Below are 13,783 nucleotides of genomic sequence, written 5' to 3'. Positions count from 1 at the left end.
CGTGACGCCGAGGATCCCGCCGCCGACCTACGAGTACCTCAACGCCGAGCTGCTCGAGCAGGGTTCGGGCCGGGTCCGTTGCCGCTTCCGCCCGACGGAAGAGATGACGAACCCGCTCGGCGCGGTCCAGGGCGGGATCCTCGCCGCGTTCTTCGACGACACGATGGGCCCCGCGATCTACTCCATCTCGGCAGGTCGCGGGTTCACCACCGTGAGCCTGAACGTCTCGTACCTGCGCGCCGCCCGCCCCGGCGAGCCTCTCCTCTGCGAGGCCGTCGTCGTGAAGCACGGCCGCAGCCAGGCCTACGTCGAGGCGACCCTCACCCGCGAGAGCGGAGGAGAGATCGTTGCCCGCGCCACGGCCGTCAACCTCTTCCTCGACCCGACAAAGAAGGGGTAGACCGGGAGAGACCGGGAGACCGGGAGACCGGGAGACCGGGAGACCGGGAGAGCCCAGCTTCACCATCTCGGCGATGCCTCGGGGGGCCGCGTGCGGGGCGGAGCGTCTCGCGGCCGCCTGCTGCGCTCCGCCGACCCGCTTCCGACTTCGCTGCGGCCGGGCGGGGGGCCCGCGCGAACTCCTCGCTTCGCTCGTCAGACACGCGCGCGGTCCTGATCCCCGCCCGGTCCTCGCGAACTCGAGCGGGTCCCCGGCGGTGCTCGGGGGCGGCTCGCGAGACGCACCGCCCCTCCCGCGGCCGGCGAGCTTTGAGTACCGCAGGGGAGTCCCTCGAGTGGGGCCGCGGCCCCGGAGTCCGGTCTACGCTCTACGCGCAGGCAACGAGAGGCGCCCTGTCCAGCGACGCTCCTATGCCCGGGAGCTAAAGTAGAAAATCAAGACCTGACCCCATTCTCGAGACCTGACCCCGCTGTCCCTCTCTTCTCTTTCGCAGCACATCGGGGGTGCTGAGCGGGCGGGAGGGGTGTCCCGCGAGCGCCGTCCGGGCACACGCGGGAACCCGCACGGTTCCGCGAGCAGGACGCCGGATCAGGCGAGCGCGCGCGTGCAACGAGAACGATGCGTGCACGACAACGGCGATCGGATTGGCGGTGGGGGTCCGGGGGGCCGCGCGAAGCTCAGGCCCCCCGGCGAGGGCGAGGCGTTCGCGCTCGCCCCGGCGGCCCGCGCAGCGGGACCGATGCGGGTCGCGCGCGCGGAGGAGGCGCCGTGGGACGCCCCTCCCGCCCGCGAATCGCGAGGCACGGTGAGATGACCTCTCCCGGTCTCCCGGTCTCCCGGTCTCCCGCCCTTCCTCGAGGCTCGCCGGCTCCTATTCCTCCCAGGGGAGGCCGGGCTTGCCGAAGTGGCCGTAGTTCGTCGTCGAGCGGTAGATGGGGCGGCGCAGGTTCAGCCGTTCGCAGATCGCGGCGGGGCGGAAGTCGAACGACGAGACCAGCGCCGCAGCGGCCTTCGCGTCTCCGGTGCCGAAAGTCTCCACCGCCACCGACATCGGCTTCGCCTCGCCGATCGCGTACGACACCTGGATCTCGGCGCGCCGGGCGATGCCCTGCTTCACGACCTGCCGGGCGGCCCAGCGGCAGAAGTAGGCGCCGCTGCGGTCGACCTTCGAGGGGTCCTTGCCGCTCCAGGCGCCGCCGCCGTGCCGCGCCGCGCCACCGTAGCTGTCGACGATGATCTTCCGGCCCGTCACGCCCGCGTCGGCGGAGGGCCCGCCGAGGACGAAGGAGCCCGAGGGGTTCCCGATGAAGCGGATCCCGTCGCGCATCCAGCCGTCGAGCGTCTTCGGCGCGAGCTTCGTCGCGACCCAGGTCTCGATCTCCTCGCGCGACACGCCGTCCTGGTGCGAGGTCGAGATGAGGACCGTCTCCACGCGGACCGGCTTGCCTCCCTCGTACGCCACCGTCACCTGGGACTTGCCGTCGGGCTTCAGCCACGGCACGTCGCCGGCGCGCCGCGCCTCGGCGAGACCGCGCGTGAGGCGATGGGCGAGGAGAATCGGGAGAGGAAGGAGCTCGGGCGTCTCGTCGGTGGCGTACCCGAACATGATTCCCTGGTCGCCCGCACCGAGGTCCTTCTTCTTCGCGTCGGTCGCGCGGCTCACCGCCTTGCCGATCTCCTTCGACTGCCGCGTCAGGAGGTTCGTGACGAGGACCCCCTTCGCGTGGAACGGGTCCGCGGGATCGACGTAGCCGATCCCGTCGATCGCCTCGCGGACGATCTCCTCGTAGTGCGCCCTCTTCAGGCCGGACTTCGAGGTGATCTCCCCGGCGAGGACGACGCGCTTGCCCTTGCAGAGCACCTCGCAGGCGACGCGGGCGTTCGGGTCGGGCCCGATGTTCGCGTCGAGGATCGCGTCGGCAATGAGGTCGCACACCTTGTCGGGGTGGCCCTCGGTCACGGATTCGGAGGTCAGCAGGAAGTCGAGGCTCTCGGTGCTCATTCGCAGCGTCCTTTCGCCTGAAGTCGTCCACGCCTCGATCGCGCATGGGTCCCGATCGGGAGATCGGGCCGGCCTTGCCACCGCAGGGACTACGGTCTGGCGGGCGGGTCGTCGAGCCGGTGCTCTCTCCGCCTCTCTTCATGCCGGCAGCCCGAAGCGCAGGGCTGCCAGTTGCTCAAAGAACCGCACGGCCGCGCCGCGCGCGGCGGGATGGTAGCAGAGAGGGCCGAAGGAGGGGGACCGTCAGGCCGGCTCGATGAGGACGTACTCGAAGCTCCCGGAAACCGACTTCGCCCCGGGCCTGAGCTTCGCGGGCCCGGCGACCTCGCAGAGGATGAAGGTGCGGTTCCCGACGCGCACCGTCTCGTCGCCCGGCAGGGCCGCGGCCTCCACGCCGACGAGAGCGTGGCCGGGCACGAGGATGAAGACGAGGTGCGTCGGGAGGCGGCGCCACATGGAGGCGAAGGCGACGGACTTGGAGTCGCAGTCGCCCCGGCCCGATACGAGGACGTCCGTCGGGACTCTCAGCCCCAGCGTCTGCCGGCCCTCCTCCTCGTCCGGGGGGATCTCGTAGCCGAGCTCCTGGTAGAAGGCGAGGAGGAGGCCCATGAACTGCCTCACGCTCGAGCCGCGGCCCGAAGCGGCGAGCGCGCGGTAGCAGTCGGAGAGCGGCGCGGTTCCGTCACGGATCAGCCGCTCGTAGTCGATCGAGAGAGTTCTGTCGCGCAGGAGCAGTCCGCGTCGCTTGTAGATACCCGCGCGGATCCGCTCGTCGTGGGCGGGAAGCTCGCGGTCGAGCCACGCCTTCAGTCCCTCGATGCCCGCTAGAGCCCTTTGACTGTCGGACTCTCGCATCCCCGCGGGGAGATTCCACGACCAGCGGTGGCCGCCGGCTCCGTAGAACTCGACCCGGAACCAGGAGCCGAGACGGCGCGCTGCGATCTCCGCGTCGACGAGGCGGGCGAGCTCGGCGTTCAGCTCGGCGTTCACGGCCTCGGGCGTGTACCCGAATCCCGCCCGCTCGGCCGCGTGGGCCTCGCGGTCCACGAGGCAGGAGACGCGGTGCGTGCGGCCGTGGTAGTCGATGAACCCGAACGTCAGGCGGTACCGCCGATCCGTCTCTGCGCGGGAGAACTCGCGCAACGCCCCTGGGTTCGACTTCCAGGTCTCGGGCAGCGTCTCGGGGTCGGGTGCCGGGCCGGGCGTGTCGGTTTCGGCCACCCCGTGGGGACTTTCGAGAAGCGAGAGCCCGCCCGCCACCAGCCAGGCCATCACGAGGGCCGCGAGGCCGGCGAAGCAGCCGCAGCCGCGGCCCGGACGCGAGGGGCTCCGGCTCAAGGGAGCGTCAGGACGCCGCGCGGACCGAAGGGTACGAGAGACCGCGCGAGGTCTTCCATGCCTTCGTTCAGGACGGCGGTGATCGCGAGGAGGACGAAGGCGTGGAAGATCGCGACCGCCACGTTGTCGCGGTGGATCTCGCCGCGCTCGTCGAGCCCGCGGGTCATGCGCGTGAAGAGGAACGCCGCGAGCGCCGTCGACGCGAACGCCACGAGCGTGAGCAGCGCCACGACTCCGCCGCAGCGCAGGGCGGTGACCATCGCCTCGCGGGCCGACGGCGGCTCGAGGAACAGCTCGCGCACCATCACCATCACCGGGTTCACCGCGTGGCGCAGGAGCACCGCCTGGCTCAGGAGAATCGCGCCGAGGGAGATGGCGATGGAGCGGTGCCCGCCCCTGAGAAGCCCCTCCTCGTCCACCTCCCGGGTGATGAAGGCGTTCGCGCGGTAGACGACGAAGACGAGCAGGGCCGCCGTCACGACGGCCACGCCGTACGCGACCATCCCCGCCGCGACCACCGCGAGGTCGAATCGGGCATTCATCGGGCGTCCTCCGTGTGGCTCAAACCTACCACGCAGGCGATTTCCGCCTCACGCGAGCCTCTTTCCCATCAGCAGCTCCGAATGGCCGTCGACGACGTAGTCGGGCAGCTCGCCGACGAGCCGATACCCGTAACGTTCGTAGAGCGCGCGGGCGCGGGTGTTGAACGGTGACACGCAGAGAAAGACGTAGCGCGCCTTCGGGTAGCGGGCCTCGGTCGCGTCGAGAAGGGCGGTCCCCACGCCTCGACCGCGCTCCGCTTCCGTCACGGCCACGCTCGCCACGTACGGCGACCCGGCCACGCCGCGCGGATGAATCCGGATGAACCCGCACGGTGTGCCGCGCCGCCGCGCCACGAGGACGACGTACTCGGGGTCGAGGGCCGCGGGAAGGAGGACGTCGAGCCCGCGCCGCAGGGTGATCCACGGCTCGCTCGCGGCCATCAGCCGCGCGGACCATTCCCGGTCTTGCGTCGTCGCCTCGCCGATCTCGATCTCGTCCATCGGGCGAGTCTGCGTGGGGGCGCGGCGAGCCGCAATCAGGGAATGCGGGAGGCGGCCTCGCGGAAGAACGCCGTCACCGCGCGCGCCGTCTCCTCGAACCGCTCGAGCGGAAAGCAGTGCCCGGCTCCGGGCAGCAGGACGAGCCTCGCGCCGGGGATCGCCGTCACGATCCGCCGCGAGTTCGCAACCGGCACGAGCTGGTCGGCGTCACCCGTGATGGCGAGGGTCGGGACGCGGATCTCCCCGAGCCGGGGCGTCGCGTCCCAGGCCGTCACCGCGGCCAGCTGCAGCGCGAGGACGCGCGGGCCCACGCGGCCCGTGGTCTCGACCCACGCCCCGAATCGCGCGAGGTCGCTGCCGGCCAGCTCCTTCGAGACGAGGGCGCCGGCGATGAGCCGGTGCGAGCCCATCCGCGACAGCGCTCCTCCGGCGATCAGCTCTGCCATCACCTGAAGCGACGCCTTCCGGCTCTCCCTCCAGCCCCCGAACGTCGCGCCGAGCGCGAGCGCGCTCACGCGGTCCGGGTGCCGGAGCGCCAGCTCGATCGCGATCATCCCGCCCATCGAGATCCCGAAGACGGAAGCGGGCCCGGCCCCGGCGGCTTCCAGCACCGCCGCCGCGTCGTCGGCCAGGTCGCTCATTCCGAACGGGCGCAGCGGCGCCGTCGATTCACCCGATCCGCGGTTGTCGAAGACGACGACGCGGAACTCCCGCGCCAGCCGCTCGGGCAGCGGCCCCCACGCCCGGGCCGAGAAGCTCATCCCCATGACGAGCAGCAGCGTCGGCGCGTCCTCGCGCCCGAGCGTCTCGTACGAGAGGCGGTGGGTTCCGCGATCGGCGAACGGCATCGGCCTGCGCCCGGAGTGTGCGCCCGCTCGGGCCCGGGCGAGCGGCGGTTCGCGGGAGGGGCGAGGGCATCGTAGACTTTCGCCGATGCCCAGCGAGGTGCCGATGAATCGTTCCCGGCTCGCAGTCCTTCCGGGCCCCGCCGTTGGGGCAGGCGCCCTTTTCCTCCTCCTCGCCCGCGTCGCTCTCGCCGCTTCCGCCCCGCCCCTCGCCGCAGAGGAGACGTTCCGCATCGTCGTCGACTCCGTTTCCGACGCACGCACGCGCACCGCCGCCAACGACAGGAGCGGACGGCTCAGGCTGATGCCGAAGCTGGAGGGTGAAGGGCTCGAGGAGGCCAGGGCGTTCCGGATCCGCGTGACCGCGGCAACGGACGACACGGGGCACGACCTCCTTCCCGAGGAACCCGCGGCCGCTCCCTGGGAAGAGAATCCCGTCGGAGAGGGTCTCTGGATCCACCTCGCGAGCCCGGCCCGCAGCGCCACGGCCGTGACCGTCACGGGCACGGTCGATCTCTGGATGCCGAAGCGCGATCCCAGGCGCGCCCGTCCGACGAAGAAGTCCGTCGTCTCCGTCCCCTTCGAGCTGAAGGGCGTTCCCCTCCCGTGAAGCGGACTCGCCGAGGCTGCGCGGCCACGACATCGCGCCCGGTCCGCGTCGTACTCGCCCTCCTCCTCGCCGCCGTCGCCGGGTCCACGGCCGGCTGTGGCCTCCCGGAGAAAGCCCGCGCGCTGGTGTCGCCCCGCCCCACGCCGACCGTCGACTCCAAGCCTTCGCCCACGCCGCTTCCCGTGCCACCGCTGAAGATGGAGTTCGTCCGCATCCGCGAGGACCGCGCGCGGGGCAGCGCCGGTACCGCGCTCTGCGAGATCGACATCGAGCTCGTCGGCGCAAAGAGAAGCGAGATCGAAACGGCACGCGTCCTCGTCCGCACCGCTGTCGACGACCTCGGCACGAACCTCGTCCTCGACGGCGCCGCCTCGGTGGCGGCCCGGCCGCTGAAGGCCGAGGTCCCAGAAGCGCCCGTCGTCCTCCACGTCCCGCTGAAGCTCGCCGCGCGCACGGCGACCTCCCTGCGCGAGGTCTCGGGCGACATCGAGCTCTTCGTTCCGGGCGGCGATCCGGCGGCCGCCGCGAGCGACCCGCGGTACCTGCGCCGCTACCGCTTCGTCCTGAAGGACGTGCCGCTTCCGTAACGACCCGGAAGGCGTAATCGGCGCCGGCCCCGGCCCGGAATCCGAAACCGTCCGCACGTCGGAATAGGTGGCGTGAACCGTATCTCCGCTCTCGCCGTCTCCGTGCTCCTCGTCGCCGGCTCCCTCGCCGCGGGCCCCGCCGCGGCCGAAGACCGCTTCCGCCTCGAGCTCGAAGGGGGCGCCGCCTGGCAGCTCCGCAACGACTTCGCCGTCCCGGGCGAAACCGGCACGCGAATAGCCCTCGACGAGGCCACCCAGGGACCCTTCGCCGCCTTCCGTGGCACGCTCTGGGCCGACGTTTCGAAACGCACGTCGCTCCGTCTCCTCGCCGCGCCCCTCCGGACGACGGCCTCCTTCACGCCCGACGCTCCCGTCGACTTCAACGGCACCACCTTCCCTGGCGGCCAGCCGCTCGACGTCACCTACGTCTTCAACTCCTACCGCCTCTCGTACGTCTACCGGTTCAAGCACTCCGGCCCCGTGTCGTTTCGTGCGGGTCTCACCGCGAAGATCCGCGACGCGAAGATCGAGCTGGCCGGATCGGGCCTCCAGAACGCGAAGACCAACACCGGGTTCGTGCCGCTCCTCTACGGCGGCGTCCGGTGGCAGATGACCGACGCCCTCGCGCTCGACCTCGACGTCGACGCCGCCGCCGCCAGCCAGGGCCGCGCCGAAGACGTCGCCCTGCGCCTCGAGGCGAAGGTCTCCCCGAAGGTCGACCTCTTCCTCGGCGCGCGCACCCTCGAGGGAGGCGCCGACAACGACGAGGTCTACAGCTTCGCCTGGTTCGCCTACGCCATCGGAGGAGTCTCCATTCGGTTCTGAAGACCCCGAAGAGGCTTACAATCCCAGGTGCCGCCGGAGCCGCCGACGTCCTCTCCGGCAGCCTTGTCCGCCGCGGTCGCCGATGGTCTCGCCGGCTCCCCTCGACTCCGTGACGAACAGGCCCTCCCACCGGCCGAGCCGGACACCTCGGGAGGTGCATCGTGAAACGTAACCATTTCCGTTCGTTCGCAATCCTCGTCGGGCTGCTCCTCTGCGCAGGCGCCTGCTACGGCGTCCTGCATCTCTGGCAGCAGCCGGCCGATGCCTACTGGACCGCCGCGGCCGTCTCGCCGACTCTCACCACGGTCTCCGACCGCGTCGAGGTCTTCGTCGCCAACGAGCCGATCCTCAAGGCTGCGGGGGAGGGCCGGCTCGTCCTGAAGCAGAAGACGGCCGACGTACCCGTCGCCGCCGACAACCTCGTCGCCCGCGTGAACAACTACGACCGGGCCCGCCTCGCGCGCATCCCGACGCTGCTCGGCCTCGCCGCCGCCGCGGGGGCCGGGCTGGTCCTCTTCCTCATCGGCCTCTTCGCGCCCCTCATCGGCGCTCTCGTCCCGCCCGAGATCATCGACCTCCACCTGCCGGGCTGAGGCGCGTCGCACCGCGCCGATAGGCCCGCCCGGGGATTCGTTCCAGATCCCTTATCCTCGCCGTGCCTGCGACCGCAGGCCGGCGGGGACGGGGGATGGCTTCGATGACGACCGCGACACCGCGCAAGCACTTCTCGATGATCCGGGAGTTCCACCTGGCGGACTGGTTCACGCTCGCGAATGCCGTCTGCGGCGTCGGAGCGCTCTTTTCCGTCATGACCTACCTGGAAACGAGCGACGTCCGGCACGTCTATTGGGCCAGCGCGCTCGTCTTCGCGGCGCTCGTCTTCGACGTCCTGGACGGACGCATCGCCCGGTGGCGGCAGACGTCGTCCCCCATGGGTCAGGAGCTCGACTCGCTCGCCGACGTCATCTCCTTCGGCGTGGCCCCCGCGATCCTCGCGTACGGCTGTGGCATGCAGGGCCTGTACGACCGCATCGTCCTCGTCGGCTTCGTCGCCTGCGGAGTCTCACGCCTCGCCCGCTACAACGTCACCGCCGAGGCGCTGTCCGAGGGAACGGGCAAGGTGAAGTACTTCGAAGGGACGCCGATCCCCACATCCATCCTCCTCGTGCTGCTCGTGGCCTTCGCCGCGAGGTCCGGCGCCGTTGGACAGGACCTCTGGCTCGGCGTCGTCCGGCTGGGCGGCTTCGACCTTCATCCCCTGGTCCTCGTCTTTGCTCTGTCGGGCTCGCTGATGATCAGCCGGATCCGCATTCCCAAGCCGTGACGAGAGCCTCCGCGACCGCCGATCGCCTGGAGCTCGAGCGGCTCCGCGTCCTCGTCGAGGCGTCGAAGCTGATCAACTCCTCGATCGAGCCGACGGTTCTCTTCTCCACGATCGTGACGCTCGCCAGGGAGAGGCTCGGCGTCGAGCGGGGGACGCTCTTCTTCGTCGACGAGGCGAGGCAGGAGATATGGGCTCGAATCCCGATGGAGGGCGACGTCTCGGAGATCCGTCTTCCGATGGGAAAGGGGATCGCCGGGACCGTCGCGGCGACCGGCGAGACGGTCGTCGTTCCCGACGCGTGGGCGGACCCGCGGTTCGACGCGTCGGTGGACCGCCGGTCGGGCTTTCGGACACGGTCGATTCTCTGCGTTCCGATCCGGAACCGCGGCGGGCGCATCGTCGGCGTCCTCCAGCTCCTGAACAAGCGGGAGGGTGGGTTTGGCGCGTCGGACCTCGAGTTCCTCGAGCTCGTCTCCGGGCACGTCGCCATCGGGATGGAGAACGCCACGCTCCACCTGAGCCTTCTCGAGAAGGACCGGATGCAGCGCGAGCTCGCGCTCGGCAAGGAGATCCAGAAGCGCCTCCTGCCGGAGCCGCCGCGGGGGATTCCCGGGACCGAGATCGCCGCGACGAGCGTGGCCTGTTTCGAGGTGAGCGGCGACGCGTACGACTTCCTCGAGCTTCCGTCCGGCGACCTCGGCCTCTCCATCGCGGACGTCTCGGGCAAGGGGGTCGCGGCGGCCCTCGTCATGTCGAGCCTGCAGGCGGCGCTGCGGGTCGCCGCGCCGCTCGACGAGAGCCCCGTCCGGCTGACGGCACGCCTCGACAAGCTGATCCACGAGCTGGCGGGGGGACGGAAGTACGTCACGTTCTTCTTCGGCTGCTACAGCCCGGCGACGGGGCGCCTGCGCTACGTCAACGCGGGGCACAACCCGCCGCTGATGGTGAGCGGCGGCCAGGTGACGCCCCTCGGCAGCACGGGGTGCCGGTGGGCCTTCTCCCGAATTCGGCGTGGAAGGAGGCCGAGGTGGTCCTGCCGCCCGGAGCCTCGATCGTCTTCTACACGGACGGCCTCACCGAGGCCACCGCGCCGGACGACGAGGAGTTCGGGATGGACCGCCTCTCGGCGCTCGCGACGTCGCTGGCGGGGCGGCCGGCCTCCGAGGTGACGGCGGGCATCCTCGCCGGCGTCACCGCGTTCGAGGCCGGTTCGCGCCCGGCCGACGACAAGACGCTCGTGGTGCTCTGCCGCGAAGGCTGAAGCGCGGCGCCGGCCGTGCCAGAGGCGGGAAGGCGCCCGGCCGCGGGGATATGATTCGAGCCGGAAGCGAGAGAGCTGGCCGGACGGACGCGGCGCCGGGGAGCCGGAATCCGTTGGCTCGCGGGGGGAGGGCTCGATGGACAGGCCCACCACCGATGAGGGAGAGAAGGACCGGGAGAATCGCGACGCGACGCCGATCGGAGGGATCCTCGGCGACCTGATCGCGGCGAAGGCCGATCTCGAAGCGCGCAACGAGGCGCTGCAGCTCGTGAACGACCTCACCTGGCGGCTCCAGAAGCGGCTCGACGTGGAGACGATCGCGGCCGAGACCGTGGACGTGCTGGCCCGCCACAGCCAGGCTCCGCTCGTGGCCTTCTACCTCCTCGAAGGGGATGAAGGGCCCCTGAGGATGCTGAAGGGGCACGGGTTCCACGAGCGGGAGATGCAGATGGGGGCTGTTCTGCCGCTGGTGGGGAGCGCGAGCGGACTCGCCGTGCGGGAGCGGCGGATCGTGACGCTGCGGCACGGAACCATCGACGGGGGCCACGACCTGCTCACTGGGCTCCCGAACCGGGCCGGGTTCCACAGGCGATTCGCCCGCCTTGCGGAGGGGGACGGAGGGAGCGCTCCGGTCGGGCTCGTCCTCCTCGACCTCGACCGGTTCCGCGAGATCAACGACACGCTCGGGCACACCGTGGGAGACGAGCTCCTCGTCCAGGTGGTCTCGCGCCTCGTGAGCGGCGGCGACGGCCGGCGCGACGACGTCTTCCGCCTGGGGCGACGAGTTCGGCATCGTGATTCCGGGGTCCCGGAGCCTCGCCGAGATCGACGTCGCGGCACGGCGCATGCTCGCGGCTCTCTCTCAGCCGTTCCGGGTGGGCGGCATGGGGCTCGAGATCGGGGCGAGCGCCGGCGTCGCCCTCTTCCCTGATCAGGGGCGCGACAGCCACGAACTGCTCCGCTGCGCGGACGTGGCGCTCCACCGGGCCAAGAGGACGCCCGGGAGCGTGGCCTCCTACCTGCGCGAGCTGGACGAGCACACGCCAGAGCGGCTCGCCATGCTGTCGGAGCTGGGAAAGGCGATCCGCGAAGGGGAGCTCGTCCTCCACTTCCAGCCGAAGGTGGCGCTGCAGTACGGCTTCATCGAGGGGTTCGAGGCGCTCGTGAGGTGGCGGCACCCGCGGCTCGGGCTCCTCGCCCCGGAGAGGTTCGTGCCGTTCGCCGAGGCGACCGACGTGATGCTGCCGCTGACGAGCTGGGTGGTGAGGAGCGCCCTCGAGCAGCTGACGCGCTGGAACCGGCAGCTGCCGCGGCTCACGATGGCGATCAACCTCTCCATGCGGAACCTCCTCGACCGCAGCTGCCCCGACGTGCTCGCGGGAATCGTGCGGGAGGTGGGCGTCGACCCGGGCGTCGTGGAGTTCGAGCTGACCGAGACGGCGATCATGGCCGACCCGGAGACGGCGATGACGGCTCTCGACCGCATCACGGCCTCGGGTTCGCGCCTCGCCATCGACGACTTCGGCACCGGGTACTCCTCGCTCTCCTACCTCAAGCGCCTGCCGGTGGACGTCCTGAAGATCGACCGCTCCTTCATCGCCGACATGACGTCCGGGTCGCGGAGCCGCGCGATCGTCCAGTCGACCGTGCAGCTCGCGCACAGTCTCGACCTCGGCGTCGTGGCGGAGGGAATCGAGGAGCGCGGGCGCACGCAGCTCCCAGGATGAAGTGCGACCTCGCGCAGGGCTTCTACTTGCCCAGCCAGGAGCCCGCGGAGATCGCTGGCCGCCACCTCGCGTCGGGGGTGCCTGGACGTGCCGGTGTAGGGCGCCGGCCCGGGTCAGTGCTTGCGGACCATCCTCAGGATCTTCACGTTGATGACGGCGAACCGGAAGAGCTGCCAGAAGACGTTCGTCCGCATCCTCTTCGTGAACGCGGTCGGGACGGGCGGGTAATAGTCTGCCCGAAGGGGGTCCTCGAATCGGCGGGGGCTTCGTCGCGCTTATTCCGGCACCATCGCCCAGAGGGGTTCGCCTTGGCCTTGTAGAGGAATCCGGAGTGAGGAGGTGCTTGATCCAGTGGCCGGCGAGGCGATCTCGCCGAGGGTCCAGCGGAGGTCGCGGCCCGTGTCGGGGTACTTCCTGGAAGTCGGGGACGATGGGGAAGAGCGTCATCGAGACGGCCGTTCCGCGGACGAGGCCGGCGCCGGCCGAGGCGACGCACGCCGCACCCAGTGGGCGAGCGCCGCCTGGCGGGGCCGTCCGTGGCCCCTCCCTTGATCATGTCGACGATGTTGAGGGCGACCTCGCGGGCCATGACCCCCAGGGCATTCCGGTTCGGGGCGGCGTGGGAAGATGGGCGTGCCCTTCGGGCGTCATCGGCCTCGTCGAGATGGCGTGCGGCGGCGCGAAGGCGATGCCGACGGCGAAGACGTTCGGGTACTTCGGAGACTGGTAGGTCCGGGGCCAGTCGTCGGGGACCACTCTCGTACGGCTTCTTCGGCGTAGTCGCCGTCGACGAGCATGAAGCCGCTCGGGGCGAAGACCGCTGGTGTGATGTCGCCGCTCGCCCCGTCGAAGGCCTTGAGGCCGACGCCGGAGAACGGAGGCAGGAGCATCGCGAAGTCGAACTCAGCCGAGCGGTCGTCGCCGTCGAGCGTCTCGTACGAGGCCTTGCCCGGACTCGACCTCTCGCGTCCCCGCGCGGGCGATCCACTGATGCCGCGCGCTCGGTGTAGAGCGACTCGGTGAAGACGCGGCTGTGCGTCACGTAGCCGCCGCGTCTGAGAACATGCCGCCACATCCCGAAGTCGCCCAGCTCGGGCTCGTTGGAGATCCAGATGACCCGGGCCTTGTCGCGCACCCCGCGCTGCCGCAGCTCGAACTCGACGTTGAAGATGTACTCGAAGGCCGCCCCCTCGCAGGTGCAGGTGCCGTGGCCGGTGCCGACGATCAGCGTCTTCTTCTCCCGCCTTCATCTGCTCGACCGACTCGTCGAACGCCTTCGACGCGTGCGCCGCGTGCCCGTACGTGCACACCGACGCTGTTCCTCTGCGTGGCCCGAGGCCCCGGGCGTGCGCGCGCGAAGTCGGGGCGTGGGCCCGTGGCGTTGATGAGCTAGTCGTAGTCGAGCTCGCCTCCTGGCTCAGCCTACCTGGGCTCGGTGCGCGCGACCCCCGGCCGTACGGCTTCCTGATGCGCCGCCGTCCCTCTCGGGTGCAGCTCGGTGGCCTTCCCTGGAGGAAGGTGACCTGTCTTCTCGTAGATGGGCCCCAGGAAGGTGACCTGCTCGGGCGTCATCACCCCATGCCATCCCAGATGTTCGAGGGAATCCAGTTCCACCTGCTGTTGGGAGACGACGACGACCTCGTGGTCGCGGCCGAGCTTGCGCCGGGCGTGCAGAGCCGCTGTCTGCCCGCGATGCCGGCCCCGAGAATGACGAGTCGGGCCATGCGCTCTCCTCCTTCGCCCGAGCATATCGCCGCGAGCTGGGTGCGTGATATCGCCACTTCGTAGAAAGACGCCATGACAGCGTCCGTCCGGGAACCC

At 70.8% G+C, this 13,783-nt stretch carries 14 protein-coding genes and 1 pseudogene; 9 read left to right on the top strand and 6 right to left on the bottom strand.

Annotated features, from left to right (window positions below; translation table 11 throughout):
* The first annotated feature begins 1 nt into the window (after position 1).
* Positions 2 to 400: a PaaI family thioesterase gene (locus IPN03_00075; GenBank protein ID MBK9372165.1), complete on the top strand. Its 399-nt coding sequence runs from the start codon at positions 2 to 4 to the stop codon at positions 398 to 400.
* A gap of 871 nt (positions 401 to 1,271) precedes the next feature.
* On the opposite strand, the gene IPN03_00070 is transcribed toward IPN03_00075, so the two are convergent.
* The 5 genes from IPN03_00070 to IPN03_00050 all read right to left on the bottom strand — a co-directional run bounded on the left by IPN03_00070 (position 1,272) and on the right by IPN03_00050 (position 5,631).
* Complete coding sequence (locus IPN03_00070) at positions 1,272 to 2,402, bottom strand: methionine adenosyltransferase (GenBank protein ID MBK9372164.1); 1,131 nt, start codon at positions 2,400 to 2,402, stop codon at positions 1,272 to 1,274.
* Between the two features lie 243 nt (positions 2,403 to 2,645).
* Positions 2,646 to 3,740: a hypothetical protein gene (locus IPN03_00065; protein ID MBK9372163.1), complete on the bottom strand. Its 1,095-nt coding sequence runs from the start codon at positions 3,738 to 3,740 to the stop codon at positions 2,646 to 2,648.
* Positions 3,737 to 4,282, bottom strand: a complete 546-nt coding sequence (locus tag IPN03_00060) for a DUF350 domain-containing protein (GenBank protein ID MBK9372162.1) — start codon at positions 4,280 to 4,282, stop codon at positions 3,737 to 3,739. The genes IPN03_00065 and IPN03_00060 overlap by 4 nt, the downstream gene beginning before the upstream one ends.
* A 48-nt stretch (positions 4,283 to 4,330) precedes the next feature.
* Complete coding sequence (locus IPN03_00055; GenBank protein ID MBK9372161.1) at positions 4,331 to 4,783, bottom strand: GNAT family N-acetyltransferase; 453 nt, start codon at positions 4,781 to 4,783, stop codon at positions 4,331 to 4,333.
* Positions 4,784 to 4,818: 35 nt separating this feature from the next.
* Positions 4,819 to 5,631: an alpha/beta fold hydrolase gene (locus IPN03_00050; GenBank protein MBK9372160.1), complete on the bottom strand. Its 813-nt coding sequence runs from the start codon at positions 5,629 to 5,631 to the stop codon at positions 4,819 to 4,821.
* Between the two features lie 85 nt (positions 5,632 to 5,716).
* Between IPN03_00050 and IPN03_00045 the strand changes: the two genes are divergently transcribed.
* From IPN03_00045 to IPN03_00010, 8 genes are all read left to right on the top strand, one after another.
* Complete coding sequence (locus IPN03_00045) at positions 5,717 to 6,238, top strand: hypothetical protein (protein MBK9372159.1); 522 nt, start codon at positions 5,717 to 5,719, stop codon at positions 6,236 to 6,238.
* Positions 6,235 to 6,825, top strand: coding sequence for a hypothetical protein (locus tag IPN03_00040; GenBank protein MBK9372158.1), 591 nt, complete (start codon positions 6,235 to 6,237; stop codon positions 6,823 to 6,825). Before IPN03_00045 ends, IPN03_00040 begins: the two co-directional genes overlap by 4 nt.
* A 72-nt stretch (positions 6,826 to 6,897) precedes the next feature.
* Positions 6,898 to 7,650, top strand: a complete 753-nt coding sequence (locus tag IPN03_00035; GenBank protein ID MBK9372157.1) for a hypothetical protein — start codon at positions 6,898 to 6,900, stop codon at positions 7,648 to 7,650.
* A gap of 161 nt (positions 7,651 to 7,811) precedes the next feature.
* Positions 7,812 to 8,243 (top strand): hypothetical protein, encoded by a 432-nt coding sequence (locus IPN03_00030; protein ID MBK9372156.1) that lies wholly within the window; start codon positions 7,812 to 7,814, stop codon positions 8,241 to 8,243.
* Positions 8,244 to 8,347: 104 nt separating this feature from the next.
* Complete coding sequence (gene pssA, locus IPN03_00025) at positions 8,348 to 8,974, top strand: CDP-diacylglycerol--serine O-phosphatidyltransferase (GenBank protein ID MBK9372155.1); 627 nt, start codon at positions 8,348 to 8,350, stop codon at positions 8,972 to 8,974.
* Positions 8,971 to 10,143: a SpoIIE family protein phosphatase gene (locus IPN03_00020; protein ID MBK9372154.1), complete on the top strand. Its 1,173-nt coding sequence runs from the start codon at positions 8,971 to 8,973 to the stop codon at positions 10,141 to 10,143. Before pssA ends, IPN03_00020 begins: the two co-directional genes overlap by 4 nt.
* Positions 10,086 to 10,235 (top strand): hypothetical protein, encoded by a 150-nt coding sequence (locus IPN03_00015; GenBank protein MBK9372153.1) that lies wholly within the window; start codon positions 10,086 to 10,088, stop codon positions 10,233 to 10,235. Before IPN03_00020 ends, IPN03_00015 begins: the two co-directional genes overlap by 58 nt.
* Before the next feature lie 794 nt (positions 10,236 to 11,029).
* Positions 11,030 to 11,962, top strand: coding sequence for an EAL domain-containing protein (locus IPN03_00010; GenBank protein ID MBK9372152.1), 933 nt, complete (start codon positions 11,030 to 11,032; stop codon positions 11,960 to 11,962).
* A gap of 275 nt (positions 11,963 to 12,237) precedes the next feature.
* On the opposite strand, the pseudogene IPN03_00005 reads toward IPN03_00010, so the two are convergent.
* A pseudogene (locus tag IPN03_00005) lies at positions 12,238 to 13,686 on the bottom strand (FAD-dependent oxidoreductase).
* Positions 13,687 to 13,783 lie beyond the last annotated feature (97 nt).

Source organism: Holophagales bacterium (assembly GCA_016719485.1).
In the GTDB taxonomy this organism is placed as follows: domain Bacteria; phylum Acidobacteriota; class Thermoanaerobaculia; order UBA5066; family UBA5066; genus UBA5066.
The sequence above is the reverse complement of the archived record's forward strand: the minus strand, read 5'-3'. Positions and strand labels throughout refer to the sequence as shown.

Bases quoted from the DNA above. Each gene is read 5' to 3' on its own strand.
- IPN03_00070 (MBK9372164.1), bottom strand. From the start codon at position 2,402: ATGAGCACCGAGAGCCTCGACTTCCTGCTGACCTCCGAATCCGTGACC.
- IPN03_00060 (MBK9372162.1), bottom strand. From the start codon at position 4,282: ATGAATGCCCGATTCGACCTCGCGGTGGTCGCGGCGGGGATGGTCGCG.
- IPN03_00055 (MBK9372161.1), bottom strand. From the start codon at position 4,783: ATGGACGAGATCGAGATCGGCGAGGCGACGACGCAAGACCGGGAATGG.
- IPN03_00050 (MBK9372160.1), bottom strand. From the start codon at position 5,631: ATGCCGTTCGCCGATCGCGGAACCCACCGCCTCTCGTACGAGACGCTC.
- IPN03_00045 (MBK9372159.1), top strand. From the start codon at position 5,717: ATGCCCAGCGAGGTGCCGATGAATCGTTCCCGGCTCGCAGTCCTTCCG.
- pssA (MBK9372155.1), top strand. From the start codon at position 8,348: ATGACGACCGCGACACCGCGCAAGCACTTCTCGATGATCCGGGAGTTC.
- IPN03_00015 (MBK9372153.1), top strand. From the start codon at position 10,086: ATGGACCGCCTCTCGGCGCTCGCGACGTCGCTGGCGGGGCGGCCGGCC.